Raw genomic sequence first — 19,518 nt, forward strand, 5'->3', positions numbered from 1 at the left:
TGGTGGGGGTACTTCACCTCACGGGAGCCCGGTGCACCGGGCTGAGAGGCGGGCTACGGCGGCCCGCGACCGTCCGAACCTGATCCGGGTCATGCCGGCGAAGGGAGAATCAGCGGCTGTGGCACCTTCCCACGCGCCCGACGTCCTGGTGGTCGGCGGGGGCATCATCGGGCTGGGCGTGGCCTGGCGGACCGCGCAGCGCGGCCTGTCGGTCGCGGTGGTCGACCCGCGGCCGGGCGGCGGTGCGGCGCAGGTCGCCGCGGGCATGCTCGCGCCGGTCACCGAACTGCAGTACGGCGAGGAGCCGTTGCTGCGCCTGGGCATGGCGTCGAACGAGCGGTACGCCGCCTTCGCCACCGAGCTGACCGACGCCACCGGGCTGGACACCGGCTACCGGCGCACCGGCACGCTGGCCGTCGCGCTGGACTCCGACGACCGGGCCGAGCTGCGCGAACTGCACGCCTTCCACGGCCGCCTGGGCCTGGCCTCCGAGTGGCTGACCGGCCGCGAGTGCCGCCGCCTGGAGCCGATGCTGGCCCCGGGCGTGCGCGGCGGGCTGCACGTCGCCGAGGACCACCAGGTGGACGGCCGTCGGCTGGCCGCCGCGCTGGTCGCCGCCTGCGAGCGGGCGGGCGTGGCGCTGCACCGGGCGGAGGCCGCCGAACTGCTGGTCGCGGACGGGCGGGCGGCGGGCGTGCGGCTGTCGACCGGCGAGCGGCTGACGGCGGGTCGCACGGTGCTGGCCGCCGGTTCGCGCAGCCACCTGCTGCCGGGCCTGCCGGACGGGGTGCTGCCCGCGATCCGTCCGGTCAAGGGCCAGGTGCTGCGGCTGCGGATGCCCACCGCGCACGGGCCGTTCCTGTCCCGCAACGTGCGGGCGGTGGTGCGCGGGCAGCACCTGTACCTGGTGCCGCGGGCCGACGGCGAGCTGGTGGTCGGCGCGACCACCGAGGAGCTCGGCCACGACACCACCGTCACCGCGGGCGGCGTCTACGAGCTGCTCCGGGACGCGCACGAACTCGTGCCCGGCATCACCGAGTTGCCGCTGGTGGAGACCGGCGCGGGCCTGCGCCCGGGCTCCCCCGACAACGCGCCGCTGCTGGGCCCGACCGCGCTGGACGGCCTGGTCGCCGCCACCGGCCACTACCGCAACGGCGTGCTGCTCACCCCGGTCACCGCCGACCTGCTCGCCGCCTACCTGGCCGACGGCGAACTCCCGCCGCTGGCAACCGACTTCACCCCCGACCGCTTCGCCCCGAAGGCCGCCGCATGAACACCATCGCCCTGACCGTCAACGGCGAGCCGCGCACGCTGCCCGCCACCACCACGCTGGACGCGCTGGTGGCCGAGGTGTCGGCCGCCAACACCGGCGTCGCCGCTGCCGTCAACGAGACCGTGGTGCCCCGCAGTTCGTGGCCCGCCACCCCGCTCGGCGCGGGCGACCGGGTCGAGATCCTCACCGCCGTCCAGGGAGGCTGAACCATGGCGGACGACGCACTCGTCATCGGCGGCACCACCTTCCACTCCCGGCTGGTCATGGGCACCGGAGGCGCGCCCAGCCTGGAGGTGCTGGAGCAGGCCCTGCAGGCCTCCGGCACCGAGCTGACCACGGTCGCGATGCGCCGGGTCAACACCGCCACCCAGGGCTCGGTGCTGGAGGTGCTGGCCCGCAACGGCATCCGGGTGCTGCCGAACACCGCGGGCTGCTACACCGCGGGCGAGGCCGTGCTGACCGCCCGGCTGGCCCGCGAGGCGCTCGGCACCGACTGGGTGAAGCTGGAGGTGATCGCCGACGAGCGGACGCTGCTGCCCGACCCGATCGAGCTGCTGGACGCCGCCGAGACACTGGTCGACGACGGCTTCACCGTGCTGCCGTACACCAACGACGACCCGGTGCTGGCCCGCAAGCTGGAGGACGTCGGCTGCGCGGCGATCATGCCGCTGGGCTCGCCGATCGGCTCCGGCCTGGGCATCCGCAACCCGCACAACTTCCAGCTGATCGTGGAGGCCGCGAACGTCCCGGTGGTGCTGGACGCGGGCGCGGGCACCGCGAGCGACGTCGCGCTGGCGATGGAACTCGGCTGCTCCGCCGTCATGCTGGCCTCCGCGGTGACCCGCGCCCAGGAGCCGGTGCTGATGGCGGAGGCGATGCGCAAGGCCGTCGAGGCCGGGCGGCTCGCCCACCGGGCCGGCCGGATCCCGCGCCGCTACTACGCCGAGGCGTCCTCCCCCACCGCGGGCCTGGCCGACACGCGCGAGCGCCCGGCGTTCTGAGCCCCGCTCCGGGGCGCCGCCCGCCGCGTGTCCCGGTTCGGGAACGGTTCGCCCGGCGACCGTGCCCGGACCGCGGGCGGGCTGCCACCATGGCAGCACCGTACGGGAACCGGGGGGATCTCATGGTGGGGGCGGGCGGCCGCGAGGCGGACGTGCTGGGCGCGGTGCTGACCTGCGGGCCGGTGGTGCTGGTCGACGGCCTGCTGCTGGTCTCCGCCGGACCGCTGGTGCTGCTGCCGCTGGTGCCGGTGCTGATCGGCGCCGCGATCGGCGCGGGCACCGCCCCGATGGGTTCGCCGGTCTCGGTGCGGCTGTGCCGGGCGGGGATCGGCGCCCTGGTCGTGCACCTCCTGCTGGCGCTCCTGCTGCTGGTGCTGCTCCGGCTGTACCCGCCGCGCATCCCCTGGTGACCGGCCCGCCGACGGGCCCCCGCCGACACCGAACCCCTAGACTCCTCGGGTGGACATGACCCTCGACGACCCCCTGCACGGCGTGCTGCTCGACGGCCGCTACCGGGTCGAGCAGCGGATCGCGGTCGGCGGCATGTCGACCGTCTACCGGGGCACCGACACCCGGCTGGACCGGACCGTGGCGCTGAAGGTGATGCACCCCTCGCTGGCGGGGGACGCCGACTTCACCGCCCGTTTCATCCGCGAGGCCAAGGCGGTGGCCCGGCTCGCGCACCCCAACGTGGTCAACGTGCTGGACCAGGGCGCCGATCCGCGGGCCGTGTTCATGGCGATGGAGTACGTGCCCGGCCGCAACCTGCGCGACGTGCTGCGCGACCGCGGGGCGCTGTCGGTGCGGGCCGCGCTGGACGTGCTGGAGCCGGTGCTGGCGGCGCTCGGCGCGGCGCACCGGGCCGGTCTGGTGCACCGGGACGTCAAGCCGGAGAACGTGCTGATCACCGACAACGGCCTGGTGAAGGTCGCCGACTTCGGCCTGGTCCGGATCCTCCCGGAGGCCGGGGTCACCGCCGCGTCCACCACCGAGACCGGCCAACTGATGGGCACCGTCTCGTACTTGGCGCCGGAGCAGATCCGCCAGGAGACCACCGACCAGCGGGTGGACGTCTACGCGGCGGGCATCCTGCTGTACGAGATGCTGACCGGCGCCAAGCCGCACACCGGGGAGAACGCCGCCCAGGTGATGTACCGGCACCTGCACGAGGACGTCCCGCCGCCCTCGCTGACCGCCCCCGCGGTGGGCCCGGAGCTGGACGCGATAGTGGCGGCGGCGACCGCCCGCGACCCGCAGGCCCGGCCGTGGGACGCGGTGGAGCTGCTGGCCTCGGTGCAGCGGGCCCGCCGTTCGCTGCCCGCCGCGCAGCTGGACGCGGAGCCGCCCGCCTCGACCCGGCCCACCCCGCGCTACGGCCCGGGCGAGGCCACCGCGGTGATCGAGAAGGTCCCGGCGCTGGACCGCACCAGCGTGCTGGAGGTCCCGCCGGAGCTGCTGCCGCCGGTGCGCCCGGTGGTGAACGACGACCCGCCGCGCGGCCGGCCCGGCCGGGCCCTGCGCTCGGGCTTCGGCCGCCGCCCGCTGGTCTGGTCGGCGGTGCTGGCGGTGGTGCTGCTGCTGGTCGGCGGCGTCACGTACGCGCTCTCCAGCGCGGTGTACGCGACGGTGCCGAGCGTGCTGGGGCAGAACCGGGAGCAGGCGGCGGCGACGCTGGACCGCGCGGGCCTGCACGGGACGTTCAGCGAGCAGTTCAGCGAGTCGGTGCAGGCCGGGCAGGTGCTCTCCACCGACCCGGGCGTGGGCACCAGGGTCCGCAAGAGCGACGCGGTGAAGGTGGTGCTCTCGCGCGGCCCGGAGCGGGTGCAGGTGCCGGACGTCTCGGGCCGCCCGCAGGCGGACGCCGTCAAGGCGCTGGGCGAGGCCCGGCTGACCGCGGGCACCAGCGACGAGGAGTTCAGCGACACCGTGCCGAAGGGCTCGGTGATCTCCACCTCCCCGTCGGCCGGCAGCAGGCTGGCGCCGAACGCGCCGGTGGCGCTGACCGTCTCCAAGGGCATGCACCCGGTGCCGGACGTCCGGAACCTGGGCAAGGAGGAGGCCGCGCAGGCCCTCCGGGACGCCGGGTTCGTGCCGGAGGTCGCCGGGCTGTTCCCGATCGGCAAGGTCACCGGCCAGTCGCCCGCCGCGGGCACCCCAGCCAAGCAGGGCAGCACCGTGACGATCACCGTCAGCCTGTTCTGAGGCCCGGGCCCGCGGCCTCAGCGCAGCGGGCCGTCCCCGGGCTGCTCCTGGTAGGTGTAGCGCTGCTCGCGCCACGGGTCGGCGAGGTTGTGGTAGCCGCGCTCCTCCCAGAAGCCGCGCCGGTCGGCCCGCATGTACTCGACGGCGCGCACCCACTTGGGGCCCTTCCAGGCGTACAGGTGGGGCACCACCAGGCGGACCGGGAAGCCGTGTTCGAGGGTGAGCGGGCGGCCGTCGTGGTGGGTGGCGAAGACGGTCGCCGGGTCGGCGAAGTCGGCGAGCCGCAGGTTGGCGCTGTAGCCGTACTCGGCCCAGACCATCACGTGGGTGGCCGACGGGTCGGGCGGGACGAGGTCGAGGACGGTCTTCGCGGCGACGCCGGTCCACTCGTTGCCGAGCATCGAGAACTTGGTGACGCAGTGGAGGTCGCCGCGGACGGTGGTCTTGGGCAGGGCGTGGAAGGCGGTGAAGTCCCAGCTGGTCTTCTCCGCGTCGGCGGTGGCCCCGAACACCTGGAAGTCCCAGCTCTGCGGCTTGAACCGGGGCACCGGCCCGTAGTGCAGGACCGGCCAGCCGCGCTGCGGCCGCTGCCCCGGGGGGAGCCTCGGGTCAGTCGGCGGCGGCTGTTCCGGTTCGTGCTGACCCATGCCTCCATGGTGACAGACGGCGGGCGCCGAACCGCACGCGCCCCCGCCGCGCGCCCCCGGCGGAATCCGCCGCGGCGGTGGGGGGAAGCGCGGGGGGGAATCCGCGCAGCCGTTCGGGTGAGATACCCCCGATCGGCCCAATCCGTTCGGCATCACCCCAGGTCAGGGCGGTGCAGAACGGGAAAGAATGTCGACCGCGGCGCCGACTGTGAGCGTGAACTTACTGGAAGTGCGCCCGTTCGGCTGCCACGATGCGGGACATCCGGAGACCGACCGGAATGCGCACAGGAAGGCAGGCCATGCAGGGCGACCCCGAGGTCATCGAGTTCCTCAACGAGCAGTTGACCGCCGAACTCACCGCCATCAACCAGTACTTCCTGCACGCGAAGATGCAGGAGAACTTCGGCTGGACCAAGCTCGCCAAGTACACCCGGCACGAGTCCTTCGACGAGATGAAGCACGCCGAGGTGCTGACCGACCGGATCCTCTTCCTGGACGGCCTGCCGAACTACCAGCGGCTGTTCCACGTCCGGATCGGGCAGACGGTCAAGGAGATGTTCGAGGCCGACCGGCAGGTCGAGGTCGAGGCGATCGACCGGCTGCGCCGCGGGATCGTGGTGATGCGGGCCAAGAACGACGTCACCTCGGCGAACATCTTCGAGTCCATCCTCGCCGACGAGGAGCACCACATCGACTACCTGGACACCCAGCTGGAGCTGCTGGACAAGCTCGGCGAGGCGCTCTACATCGCGCAGCTGATCGAGCAGCCCGAGAGCAGCTGAGCCCCCGGCGCGGCCGGGCCGCGGGCGGTCGAGCGGGCCGGGCCGCGGGCGGTCGAGCGGGCCGGACGGGTCAGGCGGCCCGGGGGGCGGTGACCGCGGGAGCGGCGGCGGCCGGGTCGGCCAGGCCGAGGCGCTCGGCCAGCCGGGCGGTCGGGCAGGGGCGGGCGCCGTGCTCGCCGAGCAGCGCCTGGATGCGCCGCACGCAGGAGCCGCAGTCGGTGCCGGCCTTGCAGCCCTGGGCTATCTGGCGGGGGGTGCTGGCCCCCTCGTCGATCTTCTGCTTGACCTGGGCCTCGGTGACCGCGTGGCACATGCACACGTACATGTGCGGCCCCTTCCACGATTGGTGCGGTTTACTGAGCCTTACCTTACCTGGTGCTCCGGGTGCGAAAAAGGCCCCTCCGTTCCGGATCGCCCGGAAGCGGAGGGGCCTTCGTCACACCTACCGCGGGTGCCTCAGTGGCTGCGGTACATCTCGGCGACCAGGAACGCCAGGTCCAGCGACTGGCTGCGGTTGAGCCGCGGGTCGCAGGCCGTCTCGTAGCGCTGGTGCAGGTCGTCGACCAGCACCTCGTCGCCGCCGCCGACGCACTCGGTGACGTCGTCGCCGGTCAGCTCCACGTGGATGCCGCCCGGGTGGGTGCCGAGCGCGCGGTGCACCTCGAAGAAGCCCCGGACCTCGTCCAGCACGTCGTCGAACTTGCGGGTCTTGTGGCCGCTGGAGGCCTCGAAGGTGTTGCCGTGCATGGGGTCGGTGATCCACACGACCTGGGCGCCGGAGGCGGTGACCTTCTCCACCAGGGTGGGCAGGTGGTCGCGGATCTTGCCCGCGCCCATCCGGGTGATGAAGGTGAGCCGACCGGGCTCGCGCTCCGGGTCGAGGCGGTCGATCAGGGTCAGCGCGTCGTCGACCGTGGTGGTCGGGCCGAGCTTGACGCCGATCGGGTTGCGGATCCTGGACGCGAACTCGATGTGCGCGTGGTCCAGCTGCCGGGTGCGCTCGCCGATCCACACCATGTGGCCGGAGACGTCGTACAGCTCGCCGGTGCGCGAGTCGGTGCGGGTCAGCGCCGTCTCGTAGTCCAGGATCAGCGCCTCGTGCGAGGAGAAGAACTCGACCGTCTTGAACTCCTCCGGGGCCACCCCGCAGGCGTTCATGAAGGCCAGCGCCTGGTCGATCTCCCGGGCCAGCTGCTCGTAGCGCTGCCCCGCCGGGGAGTTGCGCACGAAGTCCTGGTTCCAGGCGTGCACCTGGCGCAGGTCGGCGTAACCGCCGGTGGTGAAGGCGCGCACCAGGTTGAGCGTCGCCGCGGAGGCGTTGTACATCCGCTTGAGGCGCTCCGGGTCCGGGATCCGGGCCTCGGCGGTGAACTCGAAGCCGTTCACCGAGTCGCCGCGGTAGGTCGGCAGGGTCACGCCGTCGCGGGTCTCGGTGCTCTTCGAGCGGGGCTTGGAGTACTGGCCGGCGATCCGGCCGACCTTGACCACCGGGACGGACGCGGCGTACGTGAGCACGGCGGCCATCTGGAGCAGGGTCTTCAGCTTGTTGCGGATGTGGTCGGCCGACACGGCGTCGAACGCCTCGGCACAGTCTCCGCCCTGAAGCAGGAACGCCTCACCACGCGCGACGGCCGCGAGCCGGGCGCGCAGCTGGTCGCACTCGCCGGCGAAGACGAGGGGCGGATAGGAGGCGAGCTCGGCAAGGGTCTTGCGCAGAGCCTCTTGGTCCGGCCATTCAGGCTGCTGCGCCGCGGGCAGGGACTGCCAGGAGTGGTTAGTCACGGTCACAGGGCAAGGCTACGGGGTGGGACGAGCGGTGTGGGGATGCCGCCCGGTGGGTGAGACAGCTCGTGGACATCCCGCCGAACCCTCCCCCCGCCGCCCGCCGGTGGGCTAAGGTCGGCTCCGTGACCGCGACGCACCCCTTCTCCTGGTGGTGGGCCAGCCCGTTGGGCGGCCCACGGATCGCGCGTCCCTAGCGACGAACGACGGCCGCCCTCCGGGGCGGCCGTCGGCGTGTGTGTGCAGCGTCACGGCCTCCCGGAGGCGGCGGAACCCCCCGCAGAGCAACCTCCCGGAAGGAACACCGCTGCCGTGACCACCACCGCCGCAGACCTGCTCGCCCGGCTCACCGCCCCCGGCGCCCCGGCCTTCGCCCTGCTGCACCGCCGCGCGCCCCGGCTCGCCCCGGACACCGTCGAACTGCTGGTCGGCGAGGTCTCCGACCACGCGTCGCTGGCCGACCTGCCCGTCCCGGTCGGCGCCCCGGACGGCGGCCCCCGGCACGACCTGCTGGCCCTCGTCCCGTACGCGCAGATCCGCGAACGCGGCTTCGCCGCCCGGCAGGACGGCACCCCGCTGCGGGCGCTGTCGGTCGCCGAGCAGTACGCGCTGCCGCTGGCCGGGGTGCTGGCCGCGCTGCCCGACGCCCCGGTGGAGCTGCGCGGCGGGGAGTTCGACATCGACGACGAGGAGTACGCGGAGATCGTCCGCCGGGTGATCCGGGACGAGATCGGGCGCGGCGAGGGCGCCAACTTCGTGATCCGGCGCGACTTCCGGGCCGAACTGGCCGGGTACTCCACCGCCACCGCGCTGACCCTGTTCCGGCGGCTGCTGGAGCACGAGCGCGGCGCGTACTGGACCTTCCTGGTGCACACCGGCGACCGGGTGCTGGTCGGCGCCTCCCCCGAGGTCCACGTCCGGCAGTCCGGCGGCACCGTGGTGATGAACCCGATCTCCGGCACCTACCGCTACCCGGCGACCGGCCCGACCGCCGAGTCGCTGCTGGAGTTCCTGCGCGACCCCAAGGAGCTGGAGGAGCTCACCATGGTGGTCGACGAGGAGCTGAAGATGATGTGCGCGGTCGGCGACCTCGGCGGGCAGGTGCTCGGCCCGCGCCTGAAGGAGATGTCGCACCTCGCGCACACCGAGTACGAACTGCGCGGCCGCACCTCGCTGGACGTCCGCGAGGTGCTGCGGGAGACCATGTTCGCCGCCACCGTCACCGGCAGCCCGGTGCAGAACGCCACCCGGGTGATCGACCGGTACGAGCGCGGCGGGCGCGGCTACTACTCCGGCGCGCTCGCCCTGATCGGCCGGTCCGCCAGCGGCGGCCAGCAGTTGGACTCGCCGATCTGCATCCGGGCCGCCGACATCGACCCCGCCGACGGCTCGCTGGTCGTCCGGGTCGGCGCCACCCTGGTGCGGCACTCCGACCCGCACTCCGAGGTCGCCGAGACGCACGCCAAGGCCGCCGGGGTGCTCTCCGCGATCGGCGCCTGCCCGGCCCGCTCCGCCAGGGAGAGCGCCGCCCGGCCCCGGCTCGGCGAGGACCACCGGGTGCAGGCCGCCCTCGACTCCCGGCGGGCCGGGCTGGCCCCGTTCTGGCTGCGGATGCAGCAGCCCGCCGCGCCGCTGCCCGGCACCGACGCCCTGATGGTGGACGGCGAGGACACCTTCACCGCGATGCTGGCCCACCTGCTGCGCTCGCTCGGCCACACCGTCAGCGTGCTCCGCTACGACGCCCCCGGGCTGCGCGAGCGGGTCGCCGCGCACCCCGGCCCGCTGGTGCTCGGCCCCGGGCCCGGCGACCCGGCCGACCCGGCCGACCCGAAGATGGCGCTGCTGCGCCCGGTGGTCGCCGACGCACTGGCCGCCGCCCGCTCCGGGGCGCGCACCGCGCCGCTGCTCGCGGTCTGCCTCAGCCACCAACTGCTCTCCGCGCAGCTCGGGTTGGAGCTGGCCCGCAAGGCGGTGCCGTACCAGGGCGCCCAGGAGACGATCGACCTGTTCGGCACCCGCCGCACCGTCGGCTTCTACAACACCTTCACCGCCCGCTGCGACGCGGCCACCGCCGGGCGGCTGGCCGCCGAGGGCGTCGAACTCGCCCGGGACGCCCGCACCGGCGACGTGCACGCCCTGCGCGGGCCCGGCTTCGCCGGGGTGCAGTTCCACCCGGAGTCGGTGCTCACCCGGGAGGGGGTGGAGATCGTCTCCGGGCTGCTGCGCGCCCCCGCGGCCGTGCGCGGCTGAATCCGGCGGCCCGGTCCCGCCGTCCCGCCCCCGGCGGAAAGGTCTGGATCTCCCCCGAACTGACTGATATTCATATCCTGCCTATCGGTCATGAGTTGGGGGATGCATGACGAACGCTGCCGAGCCCGGAACCGTCGAGATCGCCCTGGACGACGGCACCGTCCTGCACGCCGCCCTGCGCCCGGGCCCCGGCCGCCAGGCGGGGGACGCGGGGGCGGTCTCCGCGGCGGTCACCCACAGCCTCGGGGAAGTCCGGCGCGCGGTGCGCGCGGTCGGGCGCTGGGCGCGCGAGACGGCCCGGCAGGCGGGCGACCCGGACGAGTTCGAGGTCGAGTTCGGCCTCAACCTGGGAGTGAAGTCCGGCCGCCTGATCGGCGTCCTCGCGGAGGCCTCCGGCCAGGCCGGCCTGGTCGTCCGGCTGAGCTGGAAACGGCCGGACGAGCGCGACGCCGAGTGAGCCCGGACAGCGCGGCGGTGCTGCTCGCCGACCCGGCCGGGGCGTTCCTGGGCAGCGGCTTCCACCTCGGCGCGGGGCTGCTGGTCAGCTGCGCGCACGTGGTGCACGGCCACCCGGACCTCACCGCCGCCGCCCGGCCCGGCGCGGCCGCCCACCCGGTGCGCGGCGTCCGGCTCTTCCCGCCCGGCCCGGTGCCCGGCGCGGCCGCCTACCCGCGGCCGGACCTCGCCCTGCTCACCGCGCCCGGCCTGGCCGACGCCCCGGCCGTTCCGCTCGCCGAGCACGACCCGGCGGGCGGCGCGGCCGTCCTGGTGCACGGCTTCGCGGTGAACCCGGTCACCGGCGAGGTCGGCCCGGAGTCGGCCCGGCTGACCGTCGCGGGCCCCTCCGGCCTCGGGCTGCGCGTCCAACTGGGCTGGATCCAGCCCGGGTTGAGCGGCAGCATGGCGCTCGACGGGCACGGCCGGGTGGTCGGCGTGGTCAAGGCCACCGCGGACGGCGGCGACCCGGTGGGCGGCTGGCTGACCCCGCTGTCGGAGCTGCTGCCGCTGCTGCCGCCGACCGCCGCGCCCGCGGCGCCCCGGGCGGCGGTGACGGCGGGCGGGGTGGCCCGGCTGCTGGCCGAACCGGCCCCGCTGCAGGACCCGGCGGTGCGGCTGGAGCTGGTGCAGGCCGTCAACGAGCGGCTCGGCCCCGGCGAGGAGGTCAGGGTCGCCTACCACGCGCTCGCCGCCCTGCACCTGCGCGCCCTCGCCGCCTGCTGCCTGCAGCACCGCCGCCCGGAGCGCGCCCTGCGCGCCCTGCTGGCCGGGGCCCGCGAACTGTGCGGCCCGCACCGGGCGCTGGACGAGCTGGCGGCCCTGCTGGGCCTCGAAGCGGAGGACTGAGATGGACCGCTGCACCTGGGAGACCCGGCAGCTGCTCCAGCGCATCCTGGCCGGGTGGTTCGAACTGGCTTCGGTGCTGCCGGAGTTGGAGCAGCACCTGGCCGAGACCACCGGCTACCCCGTCCAGGTGCAGCCCCGCCCGCTGTCGGTGTCCGCCGCCCGGATCGCCAAGTTCCTGGCCGAGGACCACCGGCAGCCCGCCGCCGCGATCGGCCACCTGCACGACTGGCTGGTCGGCGTGCAGGGCAACCAGTTGCGCGGCGACTGGGTCGCCTTCCTCGCCCTGGTGCAGAACGCGCCCGGGCTGGCCGTCGACCAGCGGGCCGAACTCGTCGCCATCGCCGACGTGCTGTGCTTCCCGCCGGTGCCCCCGCTGCGCACCGACGGCCGCCGCCTGGTCGAGATGGCCACCCACGCCCGGGTGATCGGCAGCCCCTCCCTGCTGCTGGAGGAACTCGCCCTCAAGGAACCGCACCTGGCGCAGCACGCCCGCGAGGCCGTGGAACGCGTCCGCACCGGCCCGCCGCCGCTGCCCCCGACCGATCCGCGGGAGGGCCCGCGGGAGCGGCCGCCGGGCGAGCGCGGCCGGGCGCGGACGGCGGCCGCCCTGGCCCTGCTCGCCGCCGCCGGGCTGGCCGCGGCGCTGCTGTGGCCCGACGGCCCGCCGCCGCTGCCCGCGCGGAGCACGGTGTGGCACGAGCCCGAGGTCCGACCCGGCAACGTCAGCACCGCGGAGGTGGACGTCCCCGCGGGCGCCACCCGGTTGAAGACCCGCCTGCTGCTGTCCGACGTCAACCCGGACAGCGGCAGCTGCACCGGCCTGACCGCCCGGCTCGGCATCGACCAGCACGGCAGCAGCGGCTGGCAGGCCCCCGGCACCGAGGTCACCCTCCCGGTGCCCGCCGGCCTGACCCACCTGAGCCTGAACCTGCAGCTGAGCGAGACCCAGGGCTGCGTCCAGAAGGTCGACATCCAACGCGTCGAGTTCACCCGCTAGGAGGACCACCGTGCCCGACCCGCACTCCGCCCGCCTGGCCGTCGGCCTGCTGCTGCTCGTCACCGCCGCGTCCGGCTGCTCCGGCGACGAGCCGAAGCCGTTCGAGAGCCTGCCGGTCAAGGTCGGCTTCAAGACCGACCGCCCCGGCATGTCCGAGTTCACCGACAAGGGCGTGTACGACGGCTTCGAGCCGCACCTGACCATGAAGGTGCTCGGCTCCCGCAAGATCGAGTACACCTCGCTGACGGTGACCACCACCAACTGGGAGGACGCCCTCACCGACGGCAAGGCCAACCACAACAAGGTCGACCTGGTGGTCGCCGACATCTCCGAGCGCGACAGCCTCAAGCAGGACTACGACCTGGCCGGGCCCTACCTGCAGACCCCGCTGGGCGTCCTGCTGAAGGCCGGCGACACCCGGACGGTCGCCAAGTCCGACGACCTCAAGCCGCTGCGGGTCTGCGTCACCCCCGGCACCACCGCCGAGGCCCAGCTCCGGGACATCGGCCCGCGGGTCACCGTCACCGGCACCAACCTCAAGGAGTGCCTGGCCCGGGTCGACGACGACACCGCCGACGCCGTGCTCTCCGACTACCTGGTGCTGCAGGGCGTCGCCGCCAACTCCGGCAGCGGCGGCACCCGCGCCTACCGGGTCGCCCGGGACGCCCACATCGGCAAGACCCAGTTCCTGATGATGGTGCTGCCCAAGGGCCACCGGAAGGCCTGCGAGCTGCTCCGCGAGGCCATCAACGACTACCTGCAGGACCCGGACTGGATGAACGCCCTGCGCAGCTCCTTCTCCTTCGGCCCCGACTTCACCGACAAGGAGCTGCGCGACACCTTCAAGCCGGTCACCACCTCCGCGGGCGACCGCTGCTCGGCCTGAACCCCCGGGCGGGTCAGCCCAGTTCCTCGTCCAGGCCCTGCTCGATCGCGTACCGGACCAGCTCGACCCGGTTGTGCAGCTGCAGCTTGCCCAGGGTGTTCTGGACGTGGTTCTGCACGGTGCGGTGCGAGAGCACCAGGCGGTCGGCGATCTGCCGGTAGGACAGGCCCTTGGCGACCAGCCGCAGCACCTCGGTCTCCCGCGGGGTCAGCTGCGGGGCGGCCGGTGCGGCGGGGGTGCCGGGCTCGGCCGCCAGCCGGCGGAACTCGCCGAGCACCAGGCCCGCCAGGCCCGGGGTGAACACCGGGTCGCCGACCGCGGTGCGGCGCACCGCGTCGAGCAGCTCCTCGCGGCCCGCCGACTTCACCAGGTAGCCGGTCGCCCCGGACTTCACCGCCTCCAGCACGTCCGCGTGCTCGCCGCTCGCCGAGAGCACCAGCACCCGCACCGCCGGATCGGCCTCCACCACCCGGCGGCACACCTCCGCGCCGGACAGCGACGGCAGGTTGAGGTCCAGCACCACCACCTGCGGGGTGCTGGCCCGGGCCCGGCGGACCGCCTCCTCGCCGTCCCCCGCGGTGGCGACCACCGCGAACCCGGCCTCCGCCAGGTCCCGGGCCACCCCCTCGCGCCACATCGGGTGGTCGTCCACCACCATCACGCGCACCGGCTGCTCAGTCGTCATGCCCGCTCCTCGGCCACCGCAGTTCCACCTCGACGCCCTCCCCGGGCACCGAGTACAGCTCGGCGCTGCCGCCGAGGTCCAGCATCCGGCCGCGGATCGACTGCGCGACCCCGAGCCGGCCGTCGCGCTGCGCCTGGGCCAGCCGCCCCGGCGGGAAGCCCGGGCCGTCGTCGCGCACCGACACCGTCACCGCGTCCGGCTCGTCCTCGACCAGGATCCACGCCCGGGCCGACTCCCCCGCGTGCCGCCGGACGTTGTCCAGCGCCGCCGCCACCGCGGCGGCCAGCTCGGCCGCCGCCCCGGCGGGCATCAGGACGGGCGTGGCGGGCGCGGAGACGGTGATCCGCTCGTCCGCGTGCCGGGAGAGCAGCGGACGCAGGTCCCGCTCGCCGTCCGCCCGTTCCTCCTCGGCGGGCCGCCCGCCGGTCATCAGGGCCCGCAGCGCGCGTTCCTGCTCGCCGGCCAGCCGTCCCAGCTCGGCGGCGTCGCCCTGCTGGCGGTGCACCAGGGCGAGCACCTGCAGCACCCCGTCGTGGATGTCCCGGGAGAGCCGCTCGCGCTCCCGGGTCGCGGCCTCCACCTGCAGCGCCCGGGTGAGCACCGCCTCGCTGGCCCGGGCCAGTTCGATCACGTAGCCGATGGCGCAGCCCGCGAGCAGCAGCAGCACGATGTTGTGCAGGTTGTCGGGGCTGACCCCGCCGTGCCCGAGGATGTTGGCCGCCCCGATCACCGCCCCGGCGAACGCGGCCGCCCGCCAGCCGCCCTTGCCCGCGAAGCCGAGCACCGTCCCGGCCGCCCAGATCGTCGGCAGGGTCGGCGCGCCGCCGTGGATCCGCGCCGGGGTGTCGATGATCCCGCTCATCACGATGCCGGTCACCGCGGCCGTCAGGTCCGTCCCCAGCACCGGCCAGGTGCACCGCTGCGGCCCGGCGAACGCCCGGGTCGAGGCCAGCGTCCACAGGCTCAGCGCGCCCAGGTAGATCCAGCCGGAGACCGGGTGCAGGAACTGGTGGTACGAGGTGAGGTACCGCAGCACCGCGTACGCCAGCGCGAGCACCCGGAAGTACCCCATGGCGCGCCACAGCGGCAGCTCCACCGACATCCCGCCGGCCACCACCGCCGCCGCCACCCCGGCGGGCGCCGTCGGCACCACCGTGGGCACCGCCTTCGGCGCGACGACGGGCCTGTGGTCCCCCATCACCCGGTGCTCCCCCCGTGACGGCCCGTCAGGCCCCGGCGTCCTTCTCGGCGTCCCCGGCCTGCTCGGCCTTCCCCTGCGCCTCGGCCTTCCCCGCCTCGGCCTCGGCCTTCTCGGCCTTCTGCTGCGCCTTGCGGTCGGCGTCCGCGGCCTTCTTCTCCTCGGCGAGCTGCCGCTTGGCGGCGGTCGCGTAGATGTCCACGTACTCCTGGCCGGACAGCCGCATGATCTCGTACATCACCTCGTCGGTGACCGAGCGCAGGATGAACCGGTCGTTCTCCATGCCCTGGTAGCGGGAGAAGTCCAGCGGGCGGCCGATCCGGATGCCGGGCCGGACGCCGAAGTTGGGCATCACCTGGCCGGGCGGCTGCACCTTCTCGGTGTCGATCATCGCGACCGGGATCACCGGCGCGCCGGTGGCCAGCGCGACCCGGGCCAGGCCGCCGACCTTGCCGCGGTAGAGCTTGCCGTCGGGCGAGCGGGTGCCCTCCGGGTAGACGCCGAAGATCTCGCCCCGCTCGACCACCGCGATGCCGCTGCGGATCGCCGCCTCGCCGGCCCCGCGGGCGCCCGAGCGGTCCACCGGCAGCTGGCCGACGCCCTTGAAGAACGCGGCGGTCAGCCGGCCCTTGATGCCGGGCGTGGTGAAGTACTCGGCCTTCGCGATGAAGGTCACCCGGCGCTTGAGCAGCGCGGGCAGGAAGAACGAGTCGGAGAACGAGAGGTGGTTGCTGGCGAGGATCGCCGGACCCTCGTCCGGAATGTTCTCCTCGCCCTCCATCCACGGCCGGAAGAAGATCCGCAGCAGCGGGGCGACGATCATCTTCATCAGTCGGTAGAACAACCGGGGCCTCCTGTGGTGCGGACCGGACGATCCTAATGCCCCCGCCTGCCGCCCGGTGCACCGGCGAACCGTCCGTCCCCGCACCGGGCCCCTGTACGGGGCATCCCGCCCGTGGGACCATCGAGCCACCCTCACCCCGCCCGCCCCCTCCAGGAGTCCTGCATGCCGCTGCTTCCGGGAGCCGAGCCGTACCGCCGAGCGGGCGGTCCGGTCGGTGTGCTGCTGATCCACGGTTTCACCGGTTCCCCGCAGTCCATGCGCCCGTGGGCCGAACACCTCGCCGACGCCGGACTGACCGTCTCCGTCCCGCTGCTGCCCGGCCACGGCACCCGCTGGCAGGACCTGCAGCACACCCGCTGGGAGGACTGGTACGCCACCGCCGAGGCCGCCTTCGAGGAACTCGCCGCCACCTGCCGGCAGGTCTTCGTCTGCGCGCTCTCGATGGGCGGCTCGCTGGCCCTGAAGCTGGCCGCGCAGCACGGCGACCGGATCTCCGGACTGGTGCTCGTCAACCCCTCGGTGCGTTCCGACAACCCCGCGACGGTGCTTCTTCCGCTGCTGCGCCACCTGCTCCCCTCCCTCCCCGGCGTGGCCGGGGACATCGCCCTCCCCGGCGCCGCCGAGGTCGGCTACGACCGCGTCCCGCTGCACGCCGCCTGGTCACTGGCCCGGCTGTGGGAGGCGGCCCGGGCGGGAATGCCGTCGGTGACCCAACCCGTTCTGCTGTTGCACAGTCCGCAGGACCACGTGGTCTCGCCGCGCAACTCGGCGCTGGTGCTCGCCCGGATATCCTCGACCGATGTGACGGAGCTGCTGCTCGAGCGCAGCTTCCACGTGGCCACGCTGGACCACGACGCCGGTCTGATCTTCGGGGCGAGCCTCGACTTCGTCCGGCGGCTGGCCCCGGCAGCGGCGGTCGATGCCGGAACCCACTCGGGCTGAAAGGCCGAACGTGAACGAGACCAGCAAGGCGAACGACGACGAGGACCTGCCCCGCGAGGAGGCCGAGACCGCCGGGTCGGGCGCCGCGGCCGCCGGGTCGGAGACCGCCGCGCCCGCGCCCGCCGCGCGGGGGTGGCGTCCGGCCGCGGGCAGCCAGGCCGAGCAGGACGAGATCTTCGCCGCGCTGGTGGCCCAGTTCGACGACCCGGTGGACCTCACCGACCCGGCCTGGCCCGAGGTGGAGAACCTGCGGGCGCAGAACGAGCGGGAGGGCGGGCGGCGGGGGCCGACCGCGCCCACCACGACCAACGGGGGCCTGGGCGACTTCACCCCGCGGCCGGTGCCCCGGCCGGGCGACGGGCCGCGCGACTACACCCCGGCCGAGGACGAGGACGAGGGCCACTTCGTGCCCCCGGAGCCGCCGCCGCTGCCCGAGGCCGAGGTCACCGCCAAGTTCGCCTGGCTGGCCGTCCTCGGCGGCCCCGCGCTGCTGCTGTTCGACGCCGTGGTCTGGCACGAGGTCTCCGGCTGGCCCGCCTGGGTCGGCCTGCTGTCCTTCCTGGGCGGCTTCGGCACCCTGGTCGCCCGGATGAAGGACCGCGACGAGGACGAGCCGGAGGACCCGCACGGCGGCGCCGTGGTCTGAACGGCCCTGCCGCGCCCGTGGTCCGAACGGCCCTGCCGCGCCCGGGGGTCGGCGGCCGCTCGGGCCGCGTCCGCCCGCCCCCGGGCGGGCCGTTCACTCCGGCGGGGGGATCCGCAGCGTGGCGAGCACCGGCAGGTGGTCGGTGGCCGCCCGCAGGTCCGCCTCCGAGACGCCCGGCAGCGGGTACGGCACCCCGCAGCCCAGCACCTCGACGTCCGGCGTGGCGAACACCCCGTCGATCCGCTGGTAGGGCCGCTTCGGCACCGAGGTGTACGTCCCGCCCCAGGGCGCCTTGGCGTGCGCGTCGGTCAGCTCCGCCGCGAGCCCCCGCCAACCCGGGCCCTCCGGGGGCTCGTTGAAGTCCCCGGCGATCACCCCCGGTTCGCCCGGCCGCAGTTGGCCCCGCAGCAGCTCGAACTGCCGTAGCCGCTCGGCCGGTTCGAGGCTGAGGTGGCAGCTGGTCACCGAGAACGGGCGGCTCCCGCCGATCCGCAGCAGTGCGCTCGCGAAGCCGCGCGCGTGCAGCCCGCGGGTCTTCGGCAGCAGGACGTCCCGGAGTTCCAGCAGGTCCACCCGCAGGTTGCCCAGCAGCAGCGGCCCCGCAGCCACCCGCCCGCCCCCGGCCAGGATGACCGTCCCGGTCCTGTGCGCCAGCCAGGCGGCCGCCTTCTCGGTCTTCCAGTACCGCGGCGACTCCTGCACGCACACCACGTCCGGCTCGCAGGCCCGGATCACCCGGGCCACCGCGGCCCGGTCGTCCCGCAGCGACCGCACGTTGTACGTCAGCACCCGTACCCGCCGTGCACCGTCCGGCTCCGCCCCGGACGACGCCAACGCAACCTCTGTGTCCGTCATTTGACCGACAGTAACAGCCTCCGCCGCACCGCAGGCGGGGGCGCGAGGAACTGCGCGCACCGGGCGGCGGACGCCGACGAGGCCGCGACGGGGGCAGTGCTGCGCCACCCGTCGCGGCCTCGCGGTGCGTCCAGCCGCGCGTGGGTCAGGTGCGCGCCAGGTCCGCCGCGCCCGCGATGCCCGCGGCCGAACCCATCGACGCCAGCACCACGTTGGCGCGGGGCCGGGCCGGGCCGCCGGTCAGGTACTTCTCGAAGCTGGCCGCGACCGGGTCCAGCAGCAGGCTGCCGGAGTCGGAGACGCCGCCGCCCAGGACGAAGACGCCCGGGTCGAACAGCGCGGCGAGGTCGGCCATGCCGCGGCCGAGCCAGTCGGCGAGCTCCGCGTAGCAGGAGAGCGCCAGCGCGTCGCCCTCCTCGGCGGCCTCGGTGATGTGGATGCCGCGGATGGTCTCGGCGACGCCGTCGTTGAGTTCGAGCATCCGCTTGCCCGCGATCGGGTCGGCGGCGGCGCGCTCGCGGCCGTAGCGGCGCAGGGCGCGCCCGGAGCCGTACTGCTCCCAGCAGCCGTGGCCGCCGCAGCCGCAGGGCAGGCCGTCGGGCACCATGTTGAGGTGGCCGATCTCGCCGGCCACGCCGAACCGGCCGCGGTGCAGCCGGCCGTCGAGGACGATGCCGCCACCGATGCCGGTGCCGACGGTGATCAGGATCATGTCCTCGTACTCGGCGGCGGCGCCGAACCGGAACTCGGCCCAGGCGGCGCAGTTGGCGTCGTTCTCGACGACGGTCTGCAGGCCGGTGAGTTCCTCGACGCGCTGCTTGAGGGGCTCGTTCTCCCAGGCGATGTTGGGCGCCATCAGGACGGTGGAGCGGTCCCGGTTGACGAACCCGGGGGCACCCACGCCGACCGCGTTGACGTCGGGGTACTGCTCCTTCAACTCCCGTACGCCCTGGGCGATGGCATCGACCGCCCACTGGGGGTCGGCCGGGGTCGGCACCCGGGTCTTGGCCAGAATCTCGCCGGACTCGTCGACCACGCCTGCTGCGATCTTGGTACCGCCGACGTCCACGCCGATGGTCAGAGCCATGTGTCCCTCAGCTATTCACTCGTTCCCGCTCAGCGGAACCGTACCCGCTGAGGGGTACCCACGTATACAGTCAGGCGTACATTATTCGAAGGCAATT

General features: G+C 74.4%; 21 protein-coding genes and 1 riboswitch. Of the genes, 13 read left to right on the forward strand and 8 right to left on the reverse strand.

The window, feature by feature from the left end:
* Positions 1-10: 10 nt before the first annotated feature.
* Positions 11-123, forward strand: a riboswitch (TPP riboswitch).
* From thiO to pknB, 5 genes are all read left to right on the forward strand, one after another.
* Positions 92-1,273: a glycine oxidase ThiO gene (gene thiO / locus QSK52_RS26130; protein WP_435053365.1), complete on the forward strand. Its 1,182-nt coding sequence runs from the start codon at positions 92-94 to the stop codon at positions 1,271-1,273. Its footprint overlaps the riboswitch before it by 32 nt.
* The gene (gene thiS, locus QSK52_RS26135; protein WP_285738610.1) at positions 1,270-1,479 is read left to right on the forward strand and encodes a sulfur carrier protein ThiS; all 210 of its coding nucleotides are present in this window, start codon (positions 1,270-1,272) and stop codon (positions 1,477-1,479) included. Before thiO ends, thiS begins: the two co-directional genes overlap by 4 nt.
* A 3-nt stretch (positions 1,480-1,482) precedes the next feature.
* The gene (locus QSK52_RS26140; protein ID WP_033252346.1) at positions 1,483-2,274 is read left to right on the forward strand and encodes a thiazole synthase; all 792 of its coding nucleotides are present in this window, start codon (positions 1,483-1,485) and stop codon (positions 2,272-2,274) included.
* An 89-nt stretch (positions 2,275-2,363) separates the two neighbouring features.
* The gene (locus QSK52_RS26145) at positions 2,364-2,684 is read left to right on the forward strand and encodes a hypothetical protein (protein WP_285738611.1); all 321 of its coding nucleotides are present in this window, start codon (positions 2,364-2,366) and stop codon (positions 2,682-2,684) included.
* Positions 2,685-2,739: 55 nt separating this feature from the next.
* Positions 2,740-4,476, forward strand: a complete 1,737-nt coding sequence (gene pknB, locus QSK52_RS26150; RefSeq protein WP_285738713.1) for a Stk1 family PASTA domain-containing Ser/Thr kinase — start codon at positions 2,740-2,742, stop codon at positions 4,474-4,476.
* Positions 4,477-4,493: 17 nt separating this feature from the next.
* On the opposite strand, the gene QSK52_RS26155 is transcribed toward pknB, so the two are convergent.
* Positions 4,494-5,123, reverse strand: coding sequence for a sulfite oxidase-like oxidoreductase (locus QSK52_RS26155; RefSeq protein WP_285738612.1), 630 nt, complete (start codon positions 5,121-5,123; stop codon positions 4,494-4,496).
* Positions 5,124-5,422: 299 nt separating this feature from the next.
* On the opposite strand from QSK52_RS26155, the gene bfr reads away from it, so the two are divergent.
* Positions 5,423-5,905, forward strand: coding sequence for a bacterioferritin (gene bfr / locus QSK52_RS26160; protein ID WP_030461011.1), 483 nt, complete (start codon positions 5,423-5,425; stop codon positions 5,903-5,905).
* 70 nt (positions 5,906-5,975) lie between these two features.
* On the opposite strand, the gene QSK52_RS26165 is transcribed toward bfr, so the two are convergent.
* Positions 5,976-6,230, reverse strand: coding sequence for a (2Fe-2S)-binding protein (locus tag QSK52_RS26165; protein ID WP_285738613.1), 255 nt, complete (start codon positions 6,228-6,230; stop codon positions 5,976-5,978).
* Between the two features lie 131 nt (positions 6,231-6,361).
* Complete coding sequence (locus QSK52_RS26170) at positions 6,362-7,693, reverse strand: class II 3-deoxy-7-phosphoheptulonate synthase (RefSeq protein WP_285738614.1); 1,332 nt, start codon at positions 7,691-7,693, stop codon at positions 6,362-6,364.
* 306 nt (positions 7,694-7,999) lie between these two features.
* Between QSK52_RS26170 and QSK52_RS26175 the strand changes: the two genes are divergently transcribed.
* The 5 genes from QSK52_RS26175 (at position 8,000) to QSK52_RS26195 (ending at position 13,164) form a co-directional block, all read left to right on the forward strand.
* Complete coding sequence (locus QSK52_RS26175; protein WP_285738615.1) at positions 8,000-9,937, forward strand: chorismate-binding protein; 1,938 nt, start codon at positions 8,000-8,002, stop codon at positions 9,935-9,937.
* Between the two features lie 106 nt (positions 9,938-10,043).
* Entirely contained in the window at positions 10,044-10,394 is a 351-nt protein-coding gene (locus QSK52_RS26180) for a CU044_2847 family protein (RefSeq protein ID WP_285738616.1), read from the forward strand.
* Positions 10,391-11,281, forward strand: a complete 891-nt coding sequence (locus QSK52_RS26185) for a trypsin-like peptidase domain-containing protein (protein WP_285738617.1) — start codon at positions 10,391-10,393, stop codon at positions 11,279-11,281. Before QSK52_RS26180 ends, QSK52_RS26185 begins: the two co-directional genes overlap by 4 nt.
* Position 11,282: 1 nt before the next feature.
* Positions 11,283-12,278 carry a hypothetical protein gene (locus QSK52_RS26190; RefSeq protein ID WP_285738618.1) on the forward strand — a complete coding sequence of 332 codons (996 nt, stop codon included), beginning with the start codon at positions 11,283-11,285 and terminating at the stop codon, positions 12,276-12,278.
* 10 nt (positions 12,279-12,288) lie between these two features.
* Complete coding sequence (locus QSK52_RS26195) at positions 12,289-13,164, forward strand: transporter substrate-binding domain-containing protein (RefSeq protein ID WP_285738619.1); 876 nt, start codon at positions 12,289-12,291, stop codon at positions 13,162-13,164.
* 13 nt (positions 13,165-13,177) lie between these two features.
* Here the strand turns inward: QSK52_RS26195 and QSK52_RS26200 are convergent, their stop codons facing one another.
* The 3 genes from QSK52_RS26200 to QSK52_RS26210 all read right to left on the reverse strand — a co-directional run bounded on the left by QSK52_RS26200 (position 13,178) and on the right by QSK52_RS26210 (position 15,876).
* Entirely contained in the window at positions 13,178-13,849 is a 672-nt protein-coding gene (locus QSK52_RS26200; RefSeq protein WP_285738620.1) for a response regulator, read from the reverse strand.
* Entirely contained in the window at positions 13,839-14,951 is a 1,113-nt protein-coding gene (gene macS, locus QSK52_RS26205; RefSeq protein ID WP_285738714.1) for a MacS family sensor histidine kinase, read from the reverse strand. The genes QSK52_RS26200 and macS overlap by 11 nt, the downstream gene beginning before the upstream one ends.
* A gap of 124 nt (positions 14,952-15,075) precedes the next feature.
* On the reverse strand, positions 15,076-15,876 hold the full coding sequence (locus QSK52_RS26210; RefSeq protein WP_435053375.1) for a lysophospholipid acyltransferase family protein: 801 nt from the start codon (positions 15,874-15,876) through the stop codon (positions 15,076-15,078).
* 177 nt (positions 15,877-16,053) lie between these two features.
* On the opposite strand from QSK52_RS26210, the gene QSK52_RS26215 reads away from it, so the two are divergent.
* Positions 16,054-16,833 carry an alpha/beta hydrolase gene (locus tag QSK52_RS26215; RefSeq protein WP_285738622.1) on the forward strand — a complete coding sequence of 260 codons (780 nt, stop codon included), beginning with the start codon at positions 16,054-16,056 and terminating at the stop codon, positions 16,831-16,833.
* 10 nt (positions 16,834-16,843) lie between these two features.
* Positions 16,844-17,479: a hypothetical protein gene (locus QSK52_RS26220; protein WP_285738623.1), complete on the forward strand. Its 636-nt coding sequence runs from the start codon at positions 16,844-16,846 to the stop codon at positions 17,477-17,479.
* 93 nt (positions 17,480-17,572) lie between these two features.
* On the opposite strand, the gene QSK52_RS26225 is transcribed toward QSK52_RS26220, so the two are convergent.
* Together QSK52_RS26225 and QSK52_RS26230 are read right to left on the reverse strand one after the other, a co-directional pair.
* Entirely contained in the window at positions 17,573-18,334 is a 762-nt protein-coding gene (locus QSK52_RS26225; RefSeq protein ID WP_285738624.1) for an endonuclease/exonuclease/phosphatase family protein, read from the reverse strand.
* A 145-nt stretch (positions 18,335-18,479) separates the two neighbouring features.
* On the reverse strand, positions 18,480-19,421 hold the full coding sequence (locus QSK52_RS26230; RefSeq protein WP_285738625.1) for an ROK family glucokinase: 942 nt from the start codon (positions 19,419-19,421) through the stop codon (positions 18,480-18,482).
* Positions 19,422-19,518 lie beyond the last annotated feature (97 nt).

It is taken from the genome of Kitasatospora phosalacinea, assembly GCF_030268885.1.
GTDB lineage: Bacteria > Actinomycetota > Actinomycetes > Streptomycetales > Streptomycetaceae > Kitasatospora > Kitasatospora phosalacinea_C.

What these genes read in the sequence shown, in the direction of transcription:
- thiO (WP_435053365.1), top strand. Translation starts at nt 92, where the DNA reads ATGCCGGCGAAGGGAGAATCAGCGGCTGTGGCACCTTCCCACGCGCCC.
- thiS (WP_285738610.1), top strand. Translation starts at nt 1,270, where the DNA reads ATGAACACCATCGCCCTGACCGTCAACGGCGAGCCGCGCACGCTGCCC.
- QSK52_RS26140 (WP_033252346.1), top strand. Translation starts at nt 1,483, where the DNA reads ATGGCGGACGACGCACTCGTCATCGGCGGCACCACCTTCCACTCCCGG.
- QSK52_RS26145 (WP_285738611.1), top strand. Translation starts at nt 2,364, where the DNA reads ATGGCAGCACCGTACGGGAACCGGGGGGATCTCATGGTGGGGGCGGGC.
- pknB (WP_285738713.1), top strand. Translation starts at nt 2,740, where the DNA reads ATGACCCTCGACGACCCCCTGCACGGCGTGCTGCTCGACGGCCGCTAC.
- QSK52_RS26155 (WP_285738612.1), bottom strand. Translation starts at nt 5,123, where the DNA reads ATGGGTCAGCACGAACCGGAACAGCCGCCGCCGACTGACCCGAGGCTC.
- bfr (WP_030461011.1), top strand. Translation starts at nt 5,423, where the DNA reads ATGCAGGGCGACCCCGAGGTCATCGAGTTCCTCAACGAGCAGTTGACC.
- QSK52_RS26165 (WP_285738613.1), bottom strand. Translation starts at nt 6,230, where the DNA reads ATGTACGTGTGCATGTGCCACGCGGTCACCGAGGCCCAGGTCAAGCAG.
- QSK52_RS26180 (WP_285738616.1), top strand. Translation starts at nt 10,044, where the DNA reads ATGACGAACGCTGCCGAGCCCGGAACCGTCGAGATCGCCCTGGACGAC.
- QSK52_RS26190 (WP_285738618.1), top strand. Translation starts at nt 11,283, where the DNA reads ATGGACCGCTGCACCTGGGAGACCCGGCAGCTGCTCCAGCGCATCCTG.
- QSK52_RS26200 (WP_285738620.1), bottom strand. Translation starts at nt 13,849, where the DNA reads ATGACGACTGAGCAGCCGGTGCGCGTGATGGTGGTGGACGACCACCCG.
- macS (WP_285738714.1), bottom strand. Translation starts at nt 14,951, where the DNA reads ATGTCGGTGGAGCTGCCGCTGTGGCGCGCCATGGGGTACTTCCGGGTG.
- QSK52_RS26210 (WP_435053375.1), bottom strand. Translation starts at nt 15,876, where the DNA reads ATGAAGATGATCGTCGCCCCGCTGCTGCGGATCTTCTTCCGGCCGTGG.
- QSK52_RS26215 (WP_285738622.1), top strand. Translation starts at nt 16,054, where the DNA reads ATGCCGCTGCTTCCGGGAGCCGAGCCGTACCGCCGAGCGGGCGGTCCG.
- QSK52_RS26225 (WP_285738624.1), bottom strand. Translation starts at nt 18,334, where the DNA reads ATGACGGACACAGAGGTTGCGTTGGCGTCGTCCGGGGCGGAGCCGGAC.
- QSK52_RS26230 (WP_285738625.1), bottom strand. Translation starts at nt 19,421, where the DNA reads ATGGCTCTGACCATCGGCGTGGACGTCGGCGGTACCAAGATCGCAGCA.